This is a genomic window from Pandoraea norimbergensis, assembly GCF_001465545.3.
GTDB lineage: Bacteria > Pseudomonadota > Gammaproteobacteria > Burkholderiales > Burkholderiaceae > Pandoraea > Pandoraea norimbergensis.
Map to the genome: position 1 here is coordinate 5,032,022 of NZ_CP013480.3, position 23,573 is coordinate 5,055,594.

21 protein-coding genes are annotated in these 23,573 nt (G+C 64.6%); 14 read left to right on the forward strand and 7 right to left on the reverse strand.

Annotated features, from left to right (window positions below; translation table 11 throughout):
- Positions 1 to 78 precede the first annotated feature (78 nt).
- Positions 79 to 573, reverse strand: coding sequence for a Cys-tRNA(Pro) deacylase (gene ybaK, locus AT302_RS21945; protein ID WP_058375836.1), 495 nt, complete (start codon positions 571 to 573; stop codon positions 79 to 81).
- 65 nt (positions 574 to 638) lie between these two features.
- Between ybaK and AT302_RS21950 the strand changes: the two genes are divergently transcribed.
- A complete protein-coding gene (locus AT302_RS21950; protein WP_058379847.1) occupies positions 639 to 2,204 on the forward strand; it encodes a class I adenylate-forming enzyme family protein in 1,566 nt (521 codons plus the stop codon).
- 26 nt (positions 2,205 to 2,230) lie between these two features.
- Here AT302_RS21950 and xerD read toward each other — a convergent pair whose 3' ends face one another.
- Positions 2,231 to 3,166 carry a site-specific tyrosine recombinase XerD gene (gene xerD, locus AT302_RS21955; RefSeq protein ID WP_157125960.1) on the reverse strand — a complete coding sequence of 312 codons (936 nt, stop codon included), beginning with the start codon at positions 3,164 to 3,166 and terminating at the stop codon, positions 2,231 to 2,233.
- A gap of 116 nt (positions 3,167 to 3,282) precedes the next feature.
- Complete coding sequence (gene queG / locus AT302_RS21960; protein ID WP_084656388.1) at positions 3,283 to 4,515, reverse strand: tRNA epoxyqueuosine(34) reductase QueG; 1,233 nt, start codon at positions 4,513 to 4,515, stop codon at positions 3,283 to 3,285.
- Positions 4,516 to 4,532: 17 nt separating this feature from the next.
- Here queG and tsaE point away from each other — a divergent pair, with 17 nt between their 5' ends.
- Both tsaE and AT302_RS21970 read left to right on the forward strand, forming a co-directional pair.
- Entirely contained in the window at positions 4,533 to 5,057 is a 525-nt protein-coding gene (gene tsaE / locus AT302_RS21965) for a tRNA (adenosine(37)-N6)-threonylcarbamoyltransferase complex ATPase subunit type 1 TsaE (RefSeq protein ID WP_058375837.1), read from the forward strand.
- Entirely contained in the window at positions 5,039 to 6,526 is a 1,488-nt protein-coding gene (locus tag AT302_RS21970) for an N-acetylmuramoyl-L-alanine amidase (protein WP_157125850.1), read from the forward strand. Before tsaE ends, AT302_RS21970 begins: the two co-directional genes overlap by 19 nt.
- Positions 6,527 to 6,653: 127 nt before the next feature.
- On the opposite strand, the gene AT302_RS21975 is transcribed toward AT302_RS21970, so the two are convergent.
- The gene (locus AT302_RS21975; protein ID WP_058375839.1) at positions 6,654 to 7,322 is read right to left on the reverse strand and encodes a VTT domain-containing protein; all 669 of its coding nucleotides are present in this window, start codon (positions 7,320 to 7,322) and stop codon (positions 6,654 to 6,656) included.
- Positions 7,323 to 7,592: 270 nt separating this feature from the next.
- Here AT302_RS21975 and mutL point away from each other — a divergent pair, with 270 nt between their 5' ends.
- The 9 genes from mutL (at position 7,593) to AT302_RS22020 (ending at position 18,539) form a co-directional block, all read left to right on the forward strand.
- A complete protein-coding gene (gene mutL, locus AT302_RS21980) occupies positions 7,593 to 9,671 on the forward strand; it encodes a DNA mismatch repair endonuclease MutL (protein WP_237171989.1) in 2,079 nt (692 codons plus the stop codon).
- A 37-nt stretch (positions 9,672 to 9,708) separates the two neighbouring features.
- Entirely contained in the window at positions 9,709 to 10,656 is a 948-nt protein-coding gene (gene miaA / locus AT302_RS21985) for a tRNA (adenosine(37)-N6)-dimethylallyltransferase MiaA (RefSeq protein ID WP_058375840.1), read from the forward strand.
- Between the two features lie 197 nt (positions 10,657 to 10,853).
- Entirely contained in the window at positions 10,854 to 11,753 is a 900-nt protein-coding gene (locus AT302_RS21990; RefSeq protein WP_084656389.1) for an ABC transporter permease, read from the forward strand.
- A 1-nt stretch (position 11,754) separates the two neighbouring features.
- Positions 11,755 to 12,807: an ABC transporter ATP-binding protein gene (locus tag AT302_RS21995; protein WP_058375841.1), complete on the forward strand. Its 1,053-nt coding sequence runs from the start codon at positions 11,755 to 11,757 to the stop codon at positions 12,805 to 12,807.
- A 75-nt stretch (positions 12,808 to 12,882) separates the two neighbouring features.
- Positions 12,883 to 13,947: an extracellular solute-binding protein gene (locus AT302_RS22000; RefSeq protein WP_058375842.1), complete on the forward strand. Its 1,065-nt coding sequence runs from the start codon at positions 12,883 to 12,885 to the stop codon at positions 13,945 to 13,947.
- Between the two features lie 35 nt (positions 13,948 to 13,982).
- Positions 13,983 to 14,903 carry an ABC transporter permease gene (locus AT302_RS22005; RefSeq protein ID WP_237171990.1) on the forward strand — a complete coding sequence of 307 codons (921 nt, stop codon included), beginning with the start codon at positions 13,983 to 13,985 and terminating at the stop codon, positions 14,901 to 14,903.
- Positions 14,904 to 15,003: 100 nt separating this feature from the next.
- Entirely contained in the window at positions 15,004 to 16,200 is a 1,197-nt protein-coding gene (locus tag AT302_RS22010) for a M24 family metallopeptidase (RefSeq protein ID WP_058375844.1), read from the forward strand.
- Positions 16,201 to 16,316: 116 nt separating this feature from the next.
- Positions 16,317 to 17,558 (forward strand): metal-dependent hydrolase family protein, encoded by a 1,242-nt coding sequence (locus AT302_RS22015; protein ID WP_058375845.1) that lies wholly within the window; start codon positions 16,317 to 16,319, stop codon positions 17,556 to 17,558.
- A 66-nt stretch (positions 17,559 to 17,624) separates the two neighbouring features.
- Positions 17,625 to 18,539 carry a LysR substrate-binding domain-containing protein gene (locus tag AT302_RS22020; RefSeq protein WP_058375846.1) on the forward strand — a complete coding sequence of 305 codons (915 nt, stop codon included), beginning with the start codon at positions 17,625 to 17,627 and terminating at the stop codon, positions 18,537 to 18,539.
- Positions 18,540 to 18,564: 25 nt separating this feature from the next.
- On the opposite strand, the gene gstA is transcribed toward AT302_RS22020, so the two are convergent.
- Positions 18,565 to 19,191: a glutathione transferase GstA gene (gstA, locus tag AT302_RS22025; RefSeq protein ID WP_058375847.1), complete on the reverse strand. Its 627-nt coding sequence runs from the start codon at positions 19,189 to 19,191 to the stop codon at positions 18,565 to 18,567.
- 121 nt (positions 19,192 to 19,312) lie between these two features.
- On the opposite strand from gstA, the gene AT302_RS22030 reads away from it, so the two are divergent.
- Positions 19,313 to 19,651, forward strand: coding sequence for a winged helix-turn-helix transcriptional regulator (locus AT302_RS22030; protein ID WP_058375848.1), 339 nt, complete (start codon positions 19,313 to 19,315; stop codon positions 19,649 to 19,651).
- Positions 19,652 to 19,660: 9 nt separating this feature from the next.
- On the opposite strand, the gene AT302_RS22035 is transcribed toward AT302_RS22030, so the two are convergent.
- Entirely contained in the window at positions 19,661 to 20,542 is an 882-nt protein-coding gene (locus AT302_RS22035) for a LysR substrate-binding domain-containing protein (protein WP_058375849.1), read from the reverse strand.
- Positions 20,543 to 20,749: 207 nt separating this feature from the next.
- Between AT302_RS22035 and AT302_RS22040 the strand changes: the two genes are divergently transcribed.
- The gene (locus AT302_RS22040; RefSeq protein WP_058375850.1) at positions 20,750 to 22,339 is read left to right on the forward strand and encodes an MFS transporter; all 1,590 of its coding nucleotides are present in this window, start codon (positions 20,750 to 20,752) and stop codon (positions 22,337 to 22,339) included.
- A 124-nt stretch (positions 22,340 to 22,463) separates the two neighbouring features.
- Here the strand turns inward: AT302_RS22040 and purM are convergent, their stop codons facing one another.
- Positions 22,464 to 23,510 carry a phosphoribosylformylglycinamidine cyclo-ligase gene (gene purM / locus AT302_RS22045; RefSeq protein WP_058375851.1) on the reverse strand — a complete coding sequence of 349 codons (1,047 nt, stop codon included), beginning with the start codon at positions 23,508 to 23,510 and terminating at the stop codon, positions 22,464 to 22,466.
- Between the last annotated feature and the right edge of the window lie 63 nt (positions 23,511 to 23,573).

Genomic DNA, 23,573 nt, shown 5'->3' on the forward strand with positions numbered 1-23,573 from the left:
GACGCCCTGCCGCCCCATTCTGGCAAACACGGGGTTGCGCGAAGTCCTGGCGCGTCGGTGGCCGACGGTGGCTCGCGCTCAGTCGTCCGCCAGCGCGCACGACACTGGTTTAGCCGCGAGCGTGTTGAGCAGCACCTGCGGGGCAATGCCGATGAGATAACCGCGCCGTCCGCCATTGATGTAGATCTGCGGCAGATCGAGCACCGACGCCTCTACGTACACCACCATCGCCCGCTTCGTGCCGAACGGCGACGTGCCGCCCACCATATAGCCCGAATGCCGCTGCGCCACGTCGGGCTTGCAGGGGTCGACACGCTTGGCGCCGATCTGGCGTGCGAGATTCTTCGTCGAGACGGTGCGGTCGCCGTGCATCAGCACGATCAACGGGCGCGCCTTCTCGTCTTCCATGACGAGCGTCTTGATGACCGCGTGCTCGTCCACGCCCAACTGACGCGCAGACTCGCCGGTGCCGCCGTGCTCGACGTACTCGTAGACGTGTTCGGTAAAGGCCACTTTCTTTTGCTTCAGAAACTGCGTGGCCGGCGTTTCCGAGACGTGTTTGGTCTTGCTCATGGGCGCCTATTGTAATGAAACGCCCCTGCTGTGTCGCCGTCATGCGCGGGCATTACAATGCGGCCATGGCTGCTACCCCCGACACCTCGCAACAGGATGCGCTGGCCGCCCAATGGCTGGCGAACCTGCCGCCGCGCATCGACGCCCTGCCCGCGCGCATTGCGGCGCAAACGCCTGCACGCATTGCTCTCATCGACGACTTCCGACGGCTGACCTACGGGGAGCTGACCCACGCCGTCGCCACGTGTGCCGCCCATCTGCGCGAGCACGGTGTGCGCGGCGGCGATCGCGTGATGATCGTCGGCGAGAACGGCATTGCTTACGTCGTGCTGCTGCTCGCCGTGGCGGCGCTCGATGCCTGGCCGCTGCTCTGCAACGCGCGATTGTCGGCCACCGAGCTGGCCGTCATTCGCGATCACGCGCGCCCGCGCTGCGCGATCTTCACCATCGATGCTTCTCCCGACGCGGCCGCCCATGCGCGCAGTCAGGGCGCCGCCATCGTGTGGACCGATCTGGCACTGGGTGCGCTGGCGGCCACCGACGCCGACCCGCAAAGCGAGGCCGAGCCGGTGCAGACCGACCCGGCAGCGCAATGCGGCGCGCTCATTTACACCACGGGCACGACGGGTACACCGAAAGGCGTGCGTCTGTCGCATCGCAATCTGTTGTTCATCGCGGCGATTTCGAGCACGTTGCGGCGCGTCGGCGCTGACGACGTGGCCTACGCCGTGCTACCCATTTCGCATGTCTACGGCCTGACGTCCGTGTGTCTGGGCACGTTGTATGCCGGTGGCACCCTGCGGCTGGCGGCACGCTTTACCCCCGAAGCCGTGCTCGACTCGCTGGCCCACGACGGTCTGACGATATTGCAGGGCGTACCCGCCATGCACGCACGCCTGATGGCCCATGTCGCCAGTCAAGGCACCCCGCTAGTGGCCCCACGCCTGCGCTTCGTGTATTCGGGCGGCTCGCCCCTCGATGCCGCGCTCAAGGCGCGTGTCGAAGCGTTCTATGGCCTGCCGATTCACAACGGATACGGGCTCACGGAGAGCAGCCCAACGGTATCGCAGACGCTGCTCGATGCGCCACGTAACGACTGCGCCGTGGGCCCGGCGATTCCCGGCGTGTCTGTGCGCATCGTCAACCGGGAGGGACAGGATTTGCCTGACGGTGAAGTCGGCGAACTCTGGGTACGCGGCCCGAACGTCATGCTCGGCTATTACCGCGCACCGGAGCTCACCGCCGCCGCCATCACTCCGGACGGCTGGTTGCGCACCGGCGATCTGGCACGACGCGAGGCCGACGGTGCGCTCTTTCTCGCCGGACGCGCGAAAGAGTTGATCATCCACTCCGGCTTCAACGTGTATCCGATCGAAGTGGAACAAGCGCTCGCCAGTCACGCCGATGTCTTGCAAGCGGCCGTGCTCGGGCGTGAAGCAGACGGCAACGAGCAAGTGATTGCGTTTGTGGAAGCGCGCCCGGGACACGCGATCGATGTGGCGGCGCTCGCCGCTTGGGCCGCCGAGCGGCTGGCACCCTACAAACGCCCGGCAGAAATTCGCGTGCTTGACGCCCTGCCCGCCGCGTCGACGGGCAAAGTGCTCAAGCACAAGCTTAAGGCGCTGCTATAGGTCCCACTAGCGACGGCTGAATTCGTTTAGCCGCGCGGATGATGTTGCGCGTGCAGCGACTTCAATCGTTCGCGCGCCACGTGCGTGTAGATCTGCGTGGTGGAGATATCCGCGTGCCCAAGCAGCAATTGCACCACGCGCAGGTCAGCGCCGTGATTGATCAGATGCGTGGCGAACGCGTGACGCAACGTGTGCGGCGAGAGCGGTGCGTGAATGTCCGCGAGCTGAGCGTAGCGTTTGATCAGATACCAGAAGGCCTGCCGCGTCATGCCGTCGCCCCGTTGGGTAACAAACAACGTGTCGCAGGCTCGGCCCGCGAGCAGCACGCCGCGACTCTCCGCGAGATAGCGCGTCAGCCACCCACTAGCCTCATCGCCAAACGGCACCAGCCGTTCCTTCGCGCCTTTGCCGAAGATGCGCAGCACACCCTCGTTGAGACCCACTTCAATGGTCTTGAGCGCGACCAGCTCCGACACACGCAAACCACTGGCGTACATCAGTTCCAGCATCGCGCGGTCGCGCAAGCCGAGCGGCTGAGCGAGATCGGGCGCCCCCAGCAGCGCTTCGACCTGCGCTTCGGACAATGTCGACGGCAAGCGCTGTGCGCGTTTGGCCGAGGCAATGCGCAGGCACGGGTCCACATGCACGATGTGCTCGCGCAGCGCCCAGTGATAAAACCGCTTGAACACCGACAACCGGCGATTCACGCTACTGGCCAGACTCTCACGGCGCCAGGCGAGATACGCCGACAGTGCCGCCTCGTCGACGCCATCGAGCGCCATGTCGTGCTTGGCTGCCAGCCATTCGGCGAACAGGCGCATATCGCGCCGGTAAGCGTCGAGCGTATTGCGCGAGAGCCCGTCTTCGAGCCAGATCGTGTCGCAGAACTGGTCGATGAGCGTGGCGCTGCGCACATAGGCGGCACCCTGCGCGTCGAATTCGAGCACTTCATCCGCGTGCATGTCGGCGTCGGCCGTCTCGTCCAAATCGCCGATGGCCGCCTGCTCGAACGGCTCGTCGTCATCGAAATCGACGGCCGGATCGATCCCAGCCGCCGGGGTCTTTTTGCCGCGCGTCGTCAAAGCGTCGCTCCTTCCTGAGCCAGTGCCCATTGCACATGTTCGCGCACCAGCGCGGAGGGGTGATCCATGCGCGCCGCGAGTGCGTCGCGCAGCGGCTTGCGGGCACTTTCGTTCGCGATCTCACCCGGTGCGCTGACCTCACGCAGCGCATTCCCCAGCCCGACCGCCAGATTGCGCAGCCATCGCTCGTGGCCGATGCGGCGAATCGGGCTGCCTTGCAGCCGCGCAAGAAACTCGTCTTCGGTCCACGCGAACAATTCCACCAACGACGCGCGATCGAGACCGTTGCGCGGATCGAAATCGGGCAACGGCGACGGCTGCGCGAACTTGTTCCACGGACAGAAAAGCTGACAATCGTCGCAGCCGTAGATGCGATTGCCCATCTTGGCGCGCAACGGTTCGGGAATCGCGCCCTTATGTTCGATCGTCAGATACGACACGCACAGTCGCGCATCCACACGATAGGCCTCGGTGATCGCCCCGGTCGGACACACATCGCGGCATCGCTGGCACTGGCCGCAGTGCTCGCCGCGCGACGCGCCTTCATCGACAGGCAGCGGCACGTCCACGAAAATTTCGCCGAGAAAGAACAACGATCCCGCATCGCGCGAGAGCAGCAGGGTGTGCTTGCCTCGCCAGCCGAGACCGGCCTTCTGTGCGAGTTCCACTTCCAGCACGGGTGCCGAATCGGTGAACACGCGATACCCGAACGGCCCGATGGCCTGCGAAACCCGGTCGGCAAGTTGCTGCAAGCGATTGCGCATCACCTTGTGATAGTCGCGACCACGCGCATAGATCGACACCACCGCTTCGCCCGGCATATGCTGACGCGCCGCTTCGTGCGCGCGCCAGGTGGTCATGTCGGTGTCTTGGGGAAGGTAATTCATGCGCGCGCTGATCACGCGCACCGTGCCGGGCACGAGTTCGGCGGGACGGGCCCGCTTCATGCCGTGCGCGGCCATATAGTCCATATCGCCGTGACAGCCGTCGTCGAGCCACTGTTGCAAACCCGGTTCGGCGTGCGAGAGATCGGTGTCCGTGATGCCGACTTCGCCGAAGCCGAGTTCATGCGCCCACGTGCGAATTTGACCCGCGAGCGTCGACAGTTGCGCTGCACTGAGCGAAACAATCGCCGTATTGTCGCGCGAGGGCGACACTTCGGGCCCATCCGGCAGTGCCGATGGCTCGACTTGTGCGGCGGGAGCGGGGAAAATCACGGAAGCTTTCATCGACTCTATTTTACGCAATGCCCGATCACACAGCGTCCGCGCCACTGGGCGAGCGCATTTTTGCGCTCCCCGACGAAGCTGCCACCGAAGCCTTCGCAGCGGCACTCGCGCACGCCATCGTCTCGCGCATGGCCCACACCGACGCCGCCCACGCGGGCCTGCACGTGCAGCTCTCGGGCGATCTCGGTGCCGGCAAGACCACGCTGGTGCGTGCGGTACTGCGCGCGCTGGGCCACCACGGCCGCGTCAAAAGCCCGACGTATGCGCTGTGTGAACCGTACAACATCGACACGCCGCAGGGTGTATTGCCGGTCTATCATTTCGACCTGTACCGCTTTGCCGATCCGGCCGAATGGCACGACACGGGCTTTCGCGAGCATTTTGCCGGCGACGCCCTGTGTCTGGTCGAATGGCCCGAGAAAGCCGGCGGTCTGCTGGGCACCCCCGATTTACGCCTTTGGCTGGAACCAGTTGGCGATGGCCGACGTCTCACGACGAGCGCCTACACGCCGGCCGGCCTGGCTTGCCTGAACTCATGCTGATCAAACGCTTCGCCCGTACCGACGACGCCTCCTCGCCCAATGCCGGCCGCCGCCGCGCATTGCGCGCCGGCGCATCGACGCTGATCCTCGCCCTCACCGGCCCCCGCTTCGCTTTTGCCAACGCCATCGTCGCGGTGCGCGTGTGGCCTGCGAAAGACTACACACGTGTGACGCTCGAGACCGACAACCCGGTCAAGTTCCAGCAGCAGTTGATGGAGAGTCCGAACCGCTTCGTCATCGATCTCGATGAAGTGGATCTGAGCCCGACGCTGCGCGATCTCGTCGCCAAGATTCAGCCGAACGACCCGCAAATCGCGCAAGTGCGCGTGGGGCAGTTCAAGCCCGGCGTGGTGCGCATGGTCTTCGACCTGAAGGCCGGCGTGAAGCCGCAGTCGTTCACGCTGCCGCCGGTCGCGGGCTACAAGTACCGCACGGTGTTTGATCTGTATCCGGCAGTGGAACCCGATCCGCTCATGGAGCTGCTCGCGAAGTCCGGCCGCAAGGCCGAAGCGCTCGCGCAGCAGGGCCCGGCGCCGTCCTCGGGCGGCACACCGAGCACTGAAGAGAGCGAGGCGTTCTTCCAGCAATATGCCCAGCGTGATGCCGGCAACGCCGCCCCGTCACGTCCGCCCACGCCGTCCTCGTCGACGCGCCCGCCCCGCCCGGCCCCGGAGAAGACCCCGCCGCTCGCGCAGCGTAACGACGACGATGACGACGGTCTGTCCATCGCACCGCCGCCCTCGCGCGGCCCGAAAACGGCCCGGCTGCTCACCATCGCCCTCGATCCCGGCCATGGCGGGGAAGACCCGGGCGCCATCGGCAGCAAGGGCTCGTACGAGAAGCATGTGGTGTTGCAGATCGCCAAGCGCCTGCGCGACAAGATCGATGCGCAGCCCAATATGCGCGCGATGATGACCCGCGATGCCGACTTCTTCGTGCCGCTCGGCGTGCGCGTGCAGAAGGCCCGCCGCGTGGACGCCGACCTGTTCATGTCGATTCACGCCGACGCGTTCACCTCACCGGCGGCCAACGGCTCGTCGGTGTTTGCACTGTCCGAGCGTGGTGCCACCAGTGCCACGGCGCGCTTGCTCGAAAAGACACAGAACGCGTCCGACCTGATCGGCGGCGTGAACATCAAGACCAACGACCGCACGGTGGCGCACGCGTTGCTCGACATGTCGACCACGGCGCAGATTCGCGACAGCAAGGTGTTTGGCGATGCCCTGCTCAAGCAGATTGGCGGCCTGAACCGCTTGCACAGCGGCCGCGTCGAACAAGCGTCGTTTGCCGTGCTCAAAGCACCGGACATCCCCTCGGTGCTGGTCGAGACCGCCTTCATCAGCAATCCCGATGAAGAACAGCGGCTCAACGACCCGGCCTATCAGGAGAAGCTGGCCAACGCGCTGCTCACCGGCATCAAGGCGTATTTCGCGAAGAACCCGCCGCTGGCGAAGAACCGCACCGCCTGAACTCCGCCGACCCGTCTCCGAAGACCGGCATGGCAAACGAAAATGGCGCGCCCCGAGGGACGCGCCATTTTTATGTCTGAAGCTTGGCGGGTGAGGATGATCGCCCCGCCACCGCACCGTCAGGCGATCACTCGCCCTGGCTTTGCGGCACACGGCGACGGCCGCGCGTGAACATCTTCCACAGCGCGCCCAGTGCGATCGGCACCACGGCTGCGCTGATGCCCACCAGCACGATCACGTTCAGGTACTGCTTGACGATCGGCAGGTTGCCGAACACGTAGCCACCGCCCACGAGCAGCACCACCCAGATCGCCGCGCCCAGCACGTTATAGAGCTGGAAGCGTGCCCACGGCATGGCCGACACGCCTGCCACGAACGGGGCGAACGTGCGCACCACCGGCACGAAACGCGCCATCACGATGGTCTTGCCGCCGTGGTGTTCGTAGAAATCGTGCGTCTTGCGCAGCGCGTCGCGATCGAGAAAACGCCAGTTCTTCTCGTACACGCGCGGCCCGATCTTCGAGCCGATCCAGTAATTGAGCGTATTGCCGGTGATCGCTGCAATAAAGAGCAGCACGCCGAGCAACCACGGGTCCATGGCACCCGTCGCGGCAAACGCGCCGCCGATGAACAGCAGGGAATCGCCCGGCAGGAACGGGAACAGCACCAGCCCCGTCTCGACAAACACGATCAGGAACAGGAACAGATAGACCCAGTTTCCGTACTGATCGATAAACACACCCAAATGCTTATCGATGTGGAGCACCATCTCCAGCAACTGCACCAAAGTATCCAAGACGATTCCTCAAGATAAAGGATGCCAGCCCGTCCCCACGGGCGTACGACGAATCGCATCATACCAGCGCATTCATCGGGCGTCGTTAAGTGCCAATGGCGGCAAAAACCCCCCGCTCACCGGCTGTCGGTTCCCTTCAGCCACACCGGGCCCTGCCCCGACCTTCCTATGACTGCACTATATAGGGCTTTTATTAGCGTCAAGTTAGGTATTGCAGGCTGAAACACAGACCGACCTATGTCTTTGAGGGCAACCTTTATAATGGTTCCCATGTCTGCCACCCCGACCTCAAATTCCGCTGCCGAGCGCCTCGCCGGTGCCCCCGGTGACACCGCCAACGGTGCCGCCGACGCTGATCAAGCCGAGCGCCCGGCACGCCTGCCCGGCCCCATTCCGGCCGCTCTGGCGCCCGCCCGGGCCATCCGCGTCCTCCCCGACCAGTTGATCAGCCAGATTGCCGCCGGCGAAGTGGTCGAACGGCCCGCCTCGGTGGTCAAGGAACTGCTTGAGAACGCCCTCGACGCCGGTGCCCGCGCGCTCCAAATCAAGCTAGAAGAAGGCGGCGTGCGCCGTATCGCGATTACCGACGATGGCGGCGGCATGTCCTCCGAGCAATTGCCACTGGCACTCACGCGTCACGCCACCAGCAAGATTCGCACGCTCGACGAACTGGAATCGGTGCTCACCCTCGGGTTTCGCGGTGAAGCGCTGGCGTCCATCGCCTCGGTGGCCCAGCTCACGCTGTCGAGCCGCCAGATCGACGCCCCTCACGCCACAGCCATCGACGGCAATACCGGCGCGCTGACGCCCGCCGCCGGGCCGGTCGGCACCACGGTCGATGTGCGCGACCTGTACTTCAATACCCCCGCGCGCCGAAAATTCCTCAAGACCGAGCAGACCGAATTCGGCCACTGCATGGATGTCATTCGTCGCAGCGCACTCGCGCGCCCCGACGTCGGCTTCTCGATCCTGCATAACAACCGTGCGGTCGAGCACTGGAATGTGTCGGACGCCGCCACGCGGGTCTCGCGCGTGCTCGGCAACGACTTCGCCGATGCTCACCTCGCACTGGACGAAGGCGCGGCCGAGCTGCGCCTGTCCGGTTTCGTGGGGCTGCCCACGGCGAGCCGTGGCCGCGCCGATCAGCAGTATTTCTTCGTGAACGGCCGCTTTGTGCGCGACAAGCTGCTCACGCACGCCGTGCGCGCCGCCTATGAAGACGTGCTGCATGGCGACCGTTATCCCGCGTACGTGCTGTATTTCGAACTGCCGCCGCAACTGGTCGACGTGAACGTGCATCCGTCGAAAATCGAAGTGCGTTTTCGCGATGCGCGCAGCGTGCACCAGTTCGTCTTTCACGCGGTGCAGCGTGCGCTCGCACGCGCCGCCGGCAGTGGCGGCGCGACCCACGCTGCGCATGTCACCGAAGGCGGTGGTCTCGCCGCAGGGAATGGCAACAATGGCGGAGGCTTCGGCTTCATGGGCGCACGCCCGGCCGCCGGTTTCGGCACCCCGGGCGGCAGTAACTGGAATCCGCGCGCGCAACAAGGCACGCTGCCGGTCGCACAGCCGCTCTCGGTCTACGACAACCTATTCGGACGCGCCGCGCCGCCTGCGCCGCGCCCTTACGGCCAACCCGGCGTCACCGATGCCCCGGCGTCGGCTTACGGCTCGCTCGGCGCCCCGGGCTCAGCCACGGATGCGACTGGCGCGTCAATGACCGACGGCATGACGGCAGGTGCCACGCCTGACGCCATGCAGCTCGAACAGCCGCTCGGCTTCGCCCTCGGCCAACTGCACGGCATCTACATCCTCGCGCAGAACGCTTACGGGCTGGTGCTGGTCGACATGCATGCCGCGCACGAGCGCATTCTGTACGAACAGTTCAAGCACGCGCTGATCGAGCGCGTCGTGCCGGTGCAGCCGTTGCTCATCCCGGTGACGTTCTTCGCCGACCCGGTGGAAATCGGCACGACCGAAGAGCATCAGGAAACCTTGAAAGCCCTCGGTTTCGATCTCGCCGCCATGTCGCCGACAACGCTCGCCGTGCGCGCCATTCCCGCGTTGCTCGACGGGGCCGATGCGCAAGCGCTGGCCCGCGCCGTCCTCGCCGATCTGCGTCAGTACGGCGGCTCGCGTGTGCTCACCGAACGTCAGCACGAGTTGCTCGGCACACTGGCTTGCCACAGTGCCGTGCGTGCCAACCGGCGTCTGACGCATGAGGAAATGAACGCCCTGCTGCGCCAGATGGAAGCGACCGAGCGCGCCGACCAGTGCAATCACGGCCGTCCCACGTGGTATCAGCTCACGCTGAGCGATCTCGACAAACTGTTCATGCGCGGCCGTTGAGTTGCAGCACAAAGCACGACAAGGTATCCGGAAGTCCATGAATCACCCGCCCCCGATCATCTGCCTGCTGGGCCCGACGGCCTCCGGCAAGACCGCTGCCGCGCTTGCGCTCGCGCAAGACACGCCGATCGAAATCATCAGCGTCGACTCCGCCCTCGTCTATCGCGAGATGGACATCGGCACGGCCAAGCCCAGCGCCGCCGAGCTCGCCGCTGTGCCGCATCACCTGATCGACATCATCGATCCGCGCGACGCCTACTCGGCAGCCCAGTTTCGCAACGACACGCTGCGTCTGGTCGACGAGATCACCGCGCGCGGTCGCCGGCCGCTGCTCGTGGGCGGCACCATGCTCTACTACAAGGCGCTCACGCAGGGCTTGTCGCCGCTGCCGTCCGCTGACGCCGACGTGCGTGCACGCCTCGATGAAGAAGCCGCACGCGACGGCTGGCCCGCCATGCATGCACGATTGGCCGCTGTCGATCCGATCACAGCCGCGCGTCTCGCACCGAACGATTCGCAACGTGTTCAACGCGCGCTGGAAATCTTCGAGCTGTCAGGCAAGCCGATGTCGCAGTGGCTCGCCGAACAGGCGCAGGCCCCTGCCGAAGCATCGCCACACACCTTCATTCCCGTCGCGCTGGAACCGAGCGATCGCGCGGTGTTGCACACACGCATTGCCGAGCGTTTTCGCCTGATGCTCGCTGCCGGTTTCATCGAAGAAGTGGAGCGTCTGCGCGCGCGCGGCGACCTCGATCCGGGCCTGCCGTCGATGCGCTGCGTGGGCTACCGTCAGGTGTGGGAATACCTCGACGGCGAAACCGATTACGACACCATGCGCGACAAGGGCGTCTTCGCCACGCGCCAGTTGTGCAAGCGTCAGCTCACGTGGCTGCGCTCGATGCCCGAGCGTCATATCGTCGACTGCACCGCCAGCGACGCGCCGCAACGCGCGCTCGCCACCGTGCGCCAACTCTGGCAAGACTGACGCAAGTCCGAGTCAAAACTCACCTGCCCGCGTTCCGCCATGCCGCTGTGCGGAACGCATTCTGAATACCTCTCCCGCCTCCGTTGAAACCCTGACAGCTTTCCGGTTTGCATGTCGATTTTGATATGCTAATTTGCATATCAACGTTTCGATCAATTCAAAATTGCATCGAATCCACGATACCGGGAAGGGTGCCAATGACGCAGACTTCGATGGAACAGAGTGGGGTGCCGGGCGCGCTGCAAGGCGGTGCGCCAAGCGACACGCTACGGTTACCGGCAGGCAAGCCGCGCGGCATTTCGATCGGCAAATGGGCCGTGCGTGCGGGTGTCACGCTGATCTACCTGTTCATGCTCAGCCCGTTGATTTTCGTGATCTGGCTGAGCTTCTTCAAAGACGCGATCATCACCTTCCCGCCCAGCGGCTACACGCTGTCGTGGTACGCCAACGCGTGGCGCAATGCCGCGTTCGCCAACGGTTTCCTCCTCTCGCTGCAACTCGCTGCGTGCGCTGCCATCGGCGGCGTCATTCTTGGCGTAGCCGCGTCACTTGCACTCGCCCGTTATCGTTTCCCCGGCCGCCGCACGCTCGGCAACATCTTGCTGCTGCCGCTGGTCGTGCCCGGCATCGTTGCTGGCATTGCGACCTATCTGTTCTATCTGCGCGCCGAAAACATCTTCGATGTGGATATCGTCGGCACCTTCACCGGTCTGGTCGTCGCGCACATCTGCCTGACCATTCCGTGGACGATGCGTCTCGTGGGCGCGAGCCTCGCGCAGATCGACGGCACTATTGAAGAGGCCGCGCGCAACCTCGGTGCAGGCCCGTGGCGCACGCTCTGGCGCGTCACGCTGCCGATGCTGCGCCCGGCCATCGTCGCCGCCGTGTTGTTCAGCTTCATCGTGTCGTTCGAGAACCTCGAACTCACGCTGCCGCTCGTCGGTCCGGGCAAGACCACGCTGCCCATCGCGATCATGCAGTACCTCGAATTCAACCTCGACCCGACGATTGCGGCGGTCTCTGCCGCGCAGATCGTGTTGCTCGGCATCGTCATGCTGATCACCGATCGCTTCGTCAAACTCAGCCAGGTGATCTGACATGGCCAACGTCTGTCTGCGCGGTCTGCGCAAGCAATACGGCAACTCGGCGGCAGTGGCCGACTTCTCGCTCGACATTGCCGAAGGCGAACTCGTCGCCTTCCTTGGTCCCAGCGGCTGCGGCAAAACCACGACGCTGCGCATGGTCGCGGGGTTTGTGGAGCCGACCGACGGTGAAATCTGGATCGGCGGCAAAGAGGTCTCGCGCCTGCCGCCGCACCGGCGCAACACGGGCATGGTGTTTCAACGCTATGCGCTCTTTCCGCACATGACCGTCGCGGAAAACGTCGCGTTCGGGCTGGAAATGCGCCGCGTCTCGAGCGCCGATCGCGCGACCCGCGTGCGTGAAGCGCTCGACATGGTGCGGCTGACCCAACTGGCCGATCGCTACCCGCGTCAGCTCTCCGGCGGACAGCAGCAACGCGTGGCGATTGCTCGTGCGCTCGCCATCCGGCCCGACGTTTTTCTGCTCGACGAACCGCTCTCGAACCTCGACGCCAAGCTGCGCACCGAAGTGCGCGAAGAGATTCGCGCGTTGCAACAGCGTCTCGGCCTGACCACGATTTTCGTCACCCACGATCAGGAAGAAGCGCTCGCCATTGCCGACCGTCTGGCCGTGATGCACGACGGCCGCGTGCAGCAGATCGGCACCGCCGACGCCCTGTACGAGCGCCCTGCCAACCCGTTCGTGGCGAACTTTCTCGGCAAGATGAACTTCCTCGCCGGCAGCATGAACGATGGCCATTTCGTCACCGCCAAGGGCGAGCGATTTGCCCTCGCCAACGCTGCGCCTGATGCCACCACACTCGGCATCCGGCCCGAGCGCCTGCGCCTGACCGATGCGCCTGTCGGCAACGAGAGCGCCGTGCCCGTCACCGTCGACCAGACGATCTATCTCGGTTCCACGCTCGAATTGCGCCTGAAGAGCCCGCAGGGCGAGATGCTGGTGGCGCACGTGCCGAACACGGCGAGCGACAGCGCCGGGCGGTATGCGCCGGGCCAGATGCTCAAGGCGTGTTTCGCCCCTGGCGACTGCCTGCTGTTCAACGCCTGACCCTCTGCTTTCTTACCCGCGGTCCCGTACCGGTGCCGCCCTTTGTTTCGGCCTCACGTTAGGAAGGATGACGACATGACGCACGCCCTGAACCGCCGCACGTTTCTCAAGACCGCCTCCGGCCTGGTGCTCGCCCCGGCGCTCGGCCTCGAAGCCCTCTCGGCACGCGCGGCCGATGCCTGCCCGAACGTGGTGGTCGGCACGTGGGGCGGCGACTATCTGAATCTGCTCGAACAGAACATCGGCAAGCCGATCATCGAAGCCGCCGGTGGCAAGGTCACCTACGACTCGGCCGATCAGGTCGCGCGCATGACCAAGCTGCGCGCCGAAAAAGCGTCGCGCCGCGGCTCGCTCGACGTCGCCTGTCTGGCCGACCTCGACATGTACGACATCAACCGCTCGGGCATTCTCGAACCCATCGATGCCAAGCTCGTGCCAAACCTCGCCAACACGCTCGAATCGCTGCGCCGTCCGTACTCGATCCCGCACATCTTCAGTGCGATGGTGATCGTGTACAACCCCGAAAAGCTCGGCACGAAGCCCGACTCGTTCATGGCCGCGCTCGATCCGAAGCTCAAGGGCAAAGTCGGCTTCTCCGACATTCTCTACAACTTCAACGTGGTGAGCAGCTCGCTCGCGGCGGGCCATAAAGATGGCGATACCGCCGGTGGCATGCAGTTTCTGCGCGAGTTGCGCAAGTCGCAGCAACCGAAGGTGTACCCGTCGAACGAAGCCGTGGCGTCCGCGCTCAAGAGCGGCGACATCTGGTTCACCTGCATGTGGAAAGCCCGCGCGCTGCAATGGAAGAAGGCCGGCGTGCCGATCGAATACGTGGTGCCGAAGGAAGGTGCCGTGCCGGTGACGTTCGAAGCCGCCGTGCCGAAAAACTCGCAGTCGAAGCTGTGCGGATTCAACTATCTGAACGCTATGCTCGACCCGCGCGCGCAGATCGGTTTTGCCGAAACGATGGGCTACGCGCCGACCGTGAAGAACGCCAACCTGCCGCCTGCACTGCAACAGAGCGTGGGCTTCACGAACGCCGAACTCGATCGCATGGTCAAGCTCGACTACGCCAAATTCACGGCCGACAAGCCGGCGCTGCTCGACTTCTGGAACAAGGAATTCAAGGTGGGCCTGTGAACGCCGCAGCCGCGCCAGATTCTCCTGAGCCGACCATGCCATCGCCCACCCGCCTCCCATCGACCTCTCCAACGTCCCGAGCCGCCACCGCCCGCGCGGTGCGCGGCGCCTTCACGGGCGGTGCGCTGGCGTTTCCCGCCACGCTCGTCGTGCTGGTCGTGATCGTGCTGCCCGGGCTGCAACTGCTGCGCTACAGCCTGAACCGGTTCGATCCGGTCGACATGATGCAGGCCGCCATCACCGGCGAGAACTACATCAAGTTCTTCACCGATCCGTATTACCTGTCGGTGTTGTGGACCACCATCAAGGTCGCCACGCTGTGCACTGCGCTCGCGCTCGTGCTCGGATTTCCGGTTGCCTACGTGCTGGCGCGCACGCAGAGCCGCTTCAAGAGCCTGCTGGTGATCTTGCTGGTGTTCCCGCTGCTGGTGGGCAATGTGGTGCGCGCGGCGGGCTGGATGGTGATGCTCGGCAACGCGGGCTTCGTCAACTCGCTGCTCGTCTCGCTGGGCATCGTGCCGCAGCCGATCCGCCTGCTTTACACGCCGTTTGCCGTGGTCGTGGGCACCACAGCCGTCGTGCTGCCGTACATGATTCTCACGTTGCAGAGCGTGCTCGAGGGCATGGATTTCTCGGTCGAGGAAGCCGCCCGCAATCTCGGCGCCACCTTCCGGCAGACGCTGACGCGCGTGATTCTGCCGATGGCAGCGCCCGGCATTGCGGCGGGCACGATGCTCGTGTTCATCCTGTGCATGAACGCTTATGCGACGCCCGTACTGCTCGGCGGCACCGGCATCACGATGATGACGCCCTCCATCTACGACCAGATCGCGAAGGCGAACAACTGGCCGTTCGGCGCCGTGCTCTCGCTCGTCTCGATGGTGGTGACGTTTGCGCTCGCCATCGCCTCGCACTGGGTCATTCAGCGCCGCTACGCGAAGACGATGATGACCTGATTGATCTGCTTGAGTTGAAGAACTGAATGTGCTGATCCCCACCGGCTCAGGGCCTGTTCACCCGACTGCGCCGGACACTACCGATCGAAAGGATTTCGCCATGCCGACACTCTCCGATGCTACCCGCCAGTACCGCCGCGACCTGATGAACGATCTGATGGATCACACGCGCGTCGATGCCCTGATATTTACCGCTGCCGACTTTTTCCAATGGGCGACCAATTTTCACGTCGACGTGCAGACGTGGGAGCGCCCGATTGCGGTGTGTGTACCGCGTGACGGCGAGCCGTTCGCGGTCATGAACGAGCTGTCCACGCACCACCTGATGATGGCGCGCGAGCGGGGACATCTGTGGCTCGATCTCGACCGCGTCTCGCTGTATGCCGAACACCCGCGTGTGACGCAGCGTCTGCCGTTACTTGCCGAAGTGCCCTCGCTCATTGCAGAACGTCTTCGTGCCGCCGGTCTCGCGGGCGCTCGCATCGGTGTGGATGCAGCGGGCGGCCCGCTCGCGCGTGCCAGCGCGTCGCTGCCCGATGCGAAGCTGGTGCCGATGCTCGCCGAAATGCGCTCGCTGCGCTGGGTCAAACATGCGGAAGAGATTGCCATCATGCGCGCCGCGTCCGAACTTGCCGACTGGGTGCAGGACCGCTATCGCGAGAACATTCGCCCGGGACGGCTGGTGCAGGAGCTCGATTACTCAATGGCGGCCCTGATGGTCACTGAAGGCGCGAAGCGGTTCCCCGGTGAGAATCTGGAAGTCATGCGTTGCTGGACGCTCTCCGGCCCCGCGTCGGCCTCGCCGCATGGCGACGGCGCGTCGTGTGGCGCGGTGATCCGCGAAGGAGATGGGCTGGTGAACATCGTGATCCCGCGCCTGAACGGGCTCGTGATCGAGAACGAACGGACGTGGTTCTGCGGCAAGCCGTCGAGCGATCAGGCGAAGTTCTACGAAGTGGCGCGCGCTGCCAACGAAGCTGCCGTGAATGCGGCAGTGACCGGCAGACCCGTCTCGGGCATCGATGCCGCGGCGCAGGCGGTCATCGAGAAGGCCGGTTGCGGCGAATACATCCGCCATCGCACCGGGCACGGCATGGGCATCATCGGCCACGAATATCCCGACGACATGGCGTTCAATCATCGTCCGCTGCTCGCCAACGAGGTGTATTCCGCCGAGCCGGGCATCTATGTCTACGGGCTGGGCGGCTTCCGGCTGGACGACTCCGTCGTCACCGGCGACACCCCCGAAATGCTCACGCGTACGCCGCGCACGCTGGCCCACGCCACCATCGACTGAGCGCGCGCGAGACCGTACACGAGAGACATACGAGAGACATACGAGACACATACGCATAGCACCACGCATCGCACGCGTGCGCGGTGCTTGAGAGACACCGTCTGGGAGGAGAGGTTATGGAGTCGATTCTGTTGTCGAACTGCGCGTTGCTCGATCCGGTCAAGGGCGAGTTGCGCGGTGATCACGCGGTGCTGATCGAAAACGGCCGCATCAAGGAAGTCTCGGACAAGCCGATTCGCAGCCAGAGTGCGCGAGAGATCGACGTGCGCGGCAAGACCGTCATGCCGGGACTGATCGATCTGCACGTGCATGTGCATGCCACGCAACTCAATCTGTCGGCGCAGGCGCATCTGCCTAACGTGCTGGTCACGCTCAAGTCGGTGCCGATTCTGCAAGGCATGTTGCGGCGCGGCTTCACGACCGTGCGCGATGCCGGCGGCGCCGGGCACGCGATCAAGCACGCGGTGGAAAGCGGCTTGGCTGAAGGCCCGCGCCTGTTCGTATCGGGTCGCGCCATCAGCCAGACCGGCGGACACGGTGATGGCCGCCCGCGCACCGACTATATCGGCACCGATGGTCCTTGTCCGTGCTGTGTCCGCGTGGGCGCGCTGTCGCGTGTCGCCGACGGCGTGGACGAGGTGCGCCGCGCCGTGCGCGAAGAACTGCAAATGGGCGCCGATCAGATCAAGATCATGGCCTCGGGCGGCGTGGCGTCGCCAACCGACCCCGTGGGCGCGTGGGGCTATTCGGAAGACGAGATCCGCGCCATCGTGGCCGAAGCGCGCGGGCGCGGCACGTATGTCCTCGCGCACGCCTACACGGCCGCCGCCATCGAGCGCGCGGTGCGATGCGGTGTGCGCACGATTGAACACGGCAATCTTGTCGATGCACCGACGGCCCGCTTCATGGCCGAACAGGGCGCGTACGCGGTACCGACGCTGGTGACTTACGACGCGCTCGCGAACGAAGGCAAGTCGCTCGGTCTGCCCGACGACAGTGTTGCGAAAATTGCCGACGTGCACGCCGCCGGGCTGCGTTCGCTCGAAATCTTCCGCGAAGCGGGCGTCAAGATGGGCTACGGCTCGGATCTGCTCGGCGAGTCGCAGCGGCTGCAATCGGATGAATTCCGGCTGCGCGCCGAAGTGCTCTCGCCCGCCGAGATTCTGCGTAGTGCGACGGTGGTCGGTGCGGAGGTGTTGGGACAGTCGGGCCAGTTGGGTGAAATCGTGCCGGGCGCCCATGCCGACGTGCTGATTGTCGACGGCGACCCGTTGCGCTCGCTCGACTGCCTGCTGGGTCAGGGCGAGCGGATTCCGATGGTGATGAAGGGCGGTAAAATCCACGCTTTTGCGCTCTAGGGTCTGCTCACCTTAGGCAAACGCGCCGGGGCACTTGTGTGCCCCGCCTTCTCTTCGGGAGACCTGATGGATTTTCGGCACGTCGACGCCTTTCGGGCGCTGATGCTCACGCGCACGACCACCAAGGCCGCGCAAGTGCTCGGCACGTCGCAGTCGGCGGTGAGCCGGCTGGTGGCCGACCTTGAGCGGCTGACGCGGCTCACGCTGTTCGATCGTGCACGGGGCCGGCTGGAGCCGACTGCCGAAGCGTTGGCCTTGTTCGAAGAGGTGGAGCGCCGCTACGCCGGGCTCGAGAACATCCGCGAGTTCGCGCTGAACCTGCGCAACCCCGATCAGGCCGTGATTCGAGTGGGCTCGGTGGTGTCGTTCGGGTTGGGCTATTTCGCGCGTGTGATGGCCGGGTACCGTGCGGTGCATCCGAGCGTGCAGCTTGCACTGGTCACGGGGGCGTCGGATCTGATTCGCGATCAGGTCGTCACGCGTCAGATCGCGCTCGGGCTGCTCACCGACACCAAAGATGTGGCTGCCACCGACGCCGTGTCGTTCGCCAAGCTCGACGCCATTTGCGCGCTGCCGGCCGGTCATCCGCTGGCCCGCAAGAAGGTCATACGGCTCGCCGATCTGAAAGGGCAGCCGATCCTCTCGTACGAGCCCACCGACATGGTGCGCTGGGGCATGGACCAACTCTTTATCGAGGGCCGCCTGCATGAGCAGGTCGTGGCCACCGCGCGCTACTCCGTGAACATCGGCACGATGGTCAAGGAGAAACTCGGCATCGGCCTGCTGCACCCGGTGGCGGCCTACGACTTCCTCGACTCCGATCTCGTCCTGCGACGCTTCGAGCCGTCGATGCCGTTCCACACGCTGCGCGTCACGCCCCGCTCGGCGGCACCGAGCGCGCAGATCGACGACCTCGTGCGGGTGATGGAAACCACACTCGACGACGTGATGCGCGCGGTCGAAGATCGCATGAAGCGCTGAGCGCGAGGGCCCACGGCGAAGCGCCTTATGCCGCGTCTTGCGCAAGCGCTTCGCGAACCGATGCGCGCTCGCTAACGCGTGCGAACCAAGCGCGCAGGTGGCGGTATTCGCTGAGATCGATATCGGCGTTATAGACCGATGTCATCCAGTTCGCATTGCCCCAGCGGGTAATGGCGAACAGGTACGCGTCTGCCACCGTGAACGAGTCGCCCATGAGGTATGTCTGGCCTTCGAGTTGACGATCGATCCATGCGAATCGCGCCGCCAGCTTCGGGCGCGCCGTCTCCACATACTTGCCTGCGGCCACCGCATACAGCAGCGGAATAAAGCCTTTGTGGATCTCCGAGCTCAGGAAATTGAGCCATTCGAGCAGACGGTATCGGGCAAGCGTGCCGTGCGCAGGCACCAGACCGGTTTCCGGGCGCTGATCGGCCAGATACTGCGCGATGACCACGCCTTCTCGCAGGCACGTCCCATCATCGAGCTCCAGCACCGGCACGTAGCCAAGCTCGTTGACGTCGTAGAAATTGCTGCCATCGTTGAGCAGATGCTTGCGCGCGTCGACGCGAATTACTTCCGCGGCCAACCCTGTCTCCTGCAAACCGATACAGATCGCCAGCGAACAACTTCCCGGTGCGTGATACAGCTTCATTGCGTTCTCCTTTTGAACCCTGATGGCGGTGAGGAAACGACTATCGCTCACCCGGTATAAAAAGAGAAGAAGGCAAATGTTTGTGATATAGGTACAAAAAATATACCTACTCAGGTGCCCAATGAAGGAAAGTGCGACCGGTTGTTCTGTCGAAGAATCGATGCGTTTGCTCGGTGGACGCTGGCGATTGCTGATCGTCTCCTACCTGCTCGACGGGCCGAAGCGATTCAATGATTTACGGCGCGACGTACCGGGTATTTCACAGCGCATGCTCACGCTCGATCTGCGCGCGCTGGAAGACGCCGGGTTGGTTAAGCGGACCGTGTTCGCCGAGGTGCCTGTCAGAGTTCAGTACGAACTCACCGCAGACGGTGAGCGCCTGCGCCCCGTGGTCGCCGTGATGCAGGAATTCGGCCTCTGGCTCAAGGCGCGTCCGACAGCGGCTGACGATGCACAGTGAGGCCAGCGTCTACAGCATCCGGTCGCACATGAAGTCCACAAACACGCGCAGCTTGGGCGACAGATGACGGCTCGACGGCCAGAGCATCCAGAACTGACCGGGGTTCTCCAGATAATCGCCGAGAAAAACCTGAAGCTCGCCTGCCGCAAGCGCGTCGCGTGCGAGAAAGTCGGGCATGTACGAGATGCCGAGTCCGTGCGTGGTCGCGCTCAGCAATGCCTCCATGTTGTTGCACGTGAGGCCCGTGTGCAGTTTGGGCTCACGCGACACATCGGCGACGAACGCCCACGGCTGCAACTTTCCGGAAGTCGGAAAGCGAAAGCGGATGCACGTGTGGGTTTCGAGATCGTTCGGTGTTTGCGGCGTGCCGTGCTTGGCAAGATAGGCGGGCGATGCGCACAGCACGAAGCGAAACGGCCCCGCGCGGCGCGACATGAGCGTGGAGTCCGGTAGATCGCCGCTGCGAATCACGACGTCCAGCCCGCTTTTGATCAGATCGACAATGCGGTCGTCGAAATCCAGATCGAGCTCGATTTCCGGGTACTTTTCGGCGAATGCGGGCAACAACGGCATGACGAATCGATAGGCCGTCACCGGCAACCCGATGCGCAACTTGCCGCGTGGCGTCTGCGACACCTGCGAGAGCATGGCGCGCGCATCGGCCAGTTCGTCGAGCACGCGCCGGCAGCGTTCGTAATACATCTGGCCGGCTTCGGTGAGATTCACGCGCCGCGTGCTGCGCTGGAAAAGCCGCACGCCGAGTGTCGCCTCCAGCCGCGCAATCTGCTTGCCGACCGCCGAGGCCGACACCCCCGTTGCCTGCCCCGCCGCCACGAAACTCAACGTTTCCGCCGCTCGCACGAACGCGGTGATTTCCGCCAGATTGTCCATCCTCATGCCCTCCCGTTCGGATTGCGGCGCACCGCCCGCTGCCGCTCGACGCTAGCGCCATCGAGCGACGCTTATTGCGGAATATTATTCCTCAATCTACGAACCTTTCGCCTGTTTATCCCGCATTCACGATTTTTTAGCATGTATGGGCTGGCCCCCCCTCTGCGTTTCGATGCGCGTCAGCGCGTCATCTTCAGGACTCTCTTCATGTCGATCGCCACTTCCCAGCCTTGGCCGCCCGCCGACGCGTCATTGCGCCGCCGGCTGCTGGGCTTGTTTTCCGTTTGTCTGGCCGCGTTGCTGCTGCCGATGAGCTTTTCGGGCGGTGCCGTCGCCACGCCAGCCATCGGCGCCGCATTGCACGGCAGCGCTTTGGAGATGCGCTGGATTACCAGCGCGTTCATGCTGGCTTTCGGCGGGTGCCTGATGGCCGCTGGCGCGTGCGCCGACGCCTTCGGACGCAAACGCATCTTCCTGCTAGGCGTGGGATGTTTGCTGCTCACTTCGCTGGCCCTCGCCATGTCGCACTCGGCGCTCGCCGTCGACTGGCTGCGTGCATTGCAGGGCGTCGCCGCCGCTGCGACGCTCGCGGGCGGTGGTGCGTCATTGGCGCAAGACTTCGACGGACACGCCCGGGCGCGTGCCTACGGTTTGCTGGGCACGACCTTCGGCGTAGGGCTGGCGTTCGGCCCGCTGCTCGCTGGGGTGCTCATCGCGCGCTTCGGTTGGCGGGGCGTGTTCGCCGCTACCGCTGTCATCGCCGCGTTCGCGCTGTGTATCGGCGCACGCTGCATGCGCGAATCACGCGATCCGGCCGCCGCCGGGCTCGACTGGCCCGGCACGCTGACTTTCACCGGCGCGCTCGCGTGCTTCACGTACGGCGTGATTCAAGCACCCGCCATCGGTGCGACGGCACCGGAGGTCATCGGCTCGCTCGTATTCGCGCTGGTGCTGACCATCGCGTTCGTCGTCATCGAGCGGCGGGTCGCGCATCCGATGCTGGACCTGACGCTGTTTCGCTACGTGCGCTTCATCGGCGTGCAGATGTTGCCCATTGCCACGTGCTGCTGTTACATCGTGCTGCTCGTGTTGTTGCCGCTGCGCTTTATCGGCGTGCATGGCGACAGCGAGATCGTGGCCGGGATGCGCATGATGGCCATGTCGCTGCCGATGCTCGTCGTGCCATTCGTCGCGACACAACTGGCGCGGCGCATGCCTGCGGGCGTGTTGTGCAGTTCGGGGTTGGTGCTGGCGGCCGTCGGACTGGTGTGGCTCGCGCGCACCGCAGGCGCACCGAGCACGTTGCACAGCGGTGTGCTGAATCCGGCGTTATGGCCGATGTTGCTAATCGGCGCGGGCAGCGCGGTGCCGTGGGGACTGATGGACGGGTTGTCGGTGAGCGTGGTGCCGACCGAGCGCGCAGGCATGGCGATGGGCATCTTCAATACGACGCGCGTCGCAAGCGAAGGCGTCGCGCTGGCGCTCGTCGGGGCGGTGCTGATTGCGCTGATTGGCACGCATCTGCCCGATCTGCACGGCGCGGTGGCGCCCGACGTGGCGCGTGAAGCCGTCAACCGGCTGGTCGCGGGCGACATGCGTGGCGCGGTAGCCAGCGTTCCGGCATGGGGAGAGGCGGCATTGCGCGATGCCTACGAACAGGCTTTCGCGACGCTGCTCGACCGGCTCGCCATCGTGACCCTGCTGTGTGCGGCTGTCGTGTTTGCGTGTCTGGGCGGCAAACCCCGCACCGGTGCCTCTGATCTGGGCGAACCATCGACGGACATCGGCACGCGCTGACGCGCACGCTACTGCGACAAAGCTGCAAAAAAGAAAGCCCGCCGAGGAGATCCCCGGCGGGCTTTTCTTGCATTCCTTGCCGGGAGGGCGGGCCCTCCCCGGTGTCTTACGAGACGATCGAAACTTACGAAACGATCGTCTGCGCTTCACCTTCGCGGCGCTCGCGGACCGTGCCCAGACGGTAGACCGTCTCGCCCGAGGCTTCGAGGTGCTTGACCGCAGCGTCGGCATCCGCCGCCGACACGATCACGGCCATGCCGATACCGCAGTTGAAGACGCGGTGCATTTCAGCGTCGGCGACCTTGCCGTGTTCTTGCAGCCACTGGAACAGCGGCGGCAGCGTCCACGCGTCCTTCGACAGGTCGGCGGTGAGGTTGTCGGCCAGCACGCGCGGAATGTTTTCCACGATGCCGCCACCCGTGATGTGGGCCATGCCCTTGACCGGCAGCGTTTCCATCAGTGCCAGCAGCGGCTTGACGTAAATACGCGTCGGGGCCATCAGCACGTCGCGCAGCGGCTGGCCGTGGAAGTCGGCGTCCAGATCCGGCTTGGCCACTTCGATGATCTTGCGCACCAGCGAATAACCGTTCGAATGCGCGCCCGACGAGGCCAGACCCAGCACCACGTCGCCCGGGGCGATGGTCGTGCCGTTGATGATCTTGCTCTTTTCCACCGCACCGACCGCAAAACCGGCCAGATCGTACTCGCCGTCCGGGTACATGCTCGGCATTTCCGCCGTTTCGCCGCCGATCAGCGCGCAACCGGCCAGCTCGCAGCCTTGGGCAATGCCCTTGACCACGGTCGCGGCGGTGGCCACGTCCAGCTTGCCGCAGGCAAAGTAATCGAGGAAGAACAGCGGCTCGGCGCCTTGCACCAGAATGTCGTTCACGCTCATCGCGACCAGATCCTGGCCCACGGTATCGTGCTTGTTCAGGGTGAAGGCCAGCTTGAGCTTGGTGCCGACCCCGTCGGTGCCCGAAACGAGTACCGGCTCCTTGTAGCGCTTGGGCACTTCGAAGAGCGCGCCGAAGCCGCCAATGCCACCCAGCACGCCGTCGCGCAGGGTTTTCTTCGCAAACGGCTTGATCGCTTCGACCAGTGCATCGCCTGCTTCGATATCGACGCCGGCGTCGCGATAGGAAAGTCCGGAAGTTTCGTTAGGGTGTGACATGACGGGAATGCATCAAGGTTCGGTAAAATGCGATTTTACCCGATGCGCGGCCCCTGCTGGCAC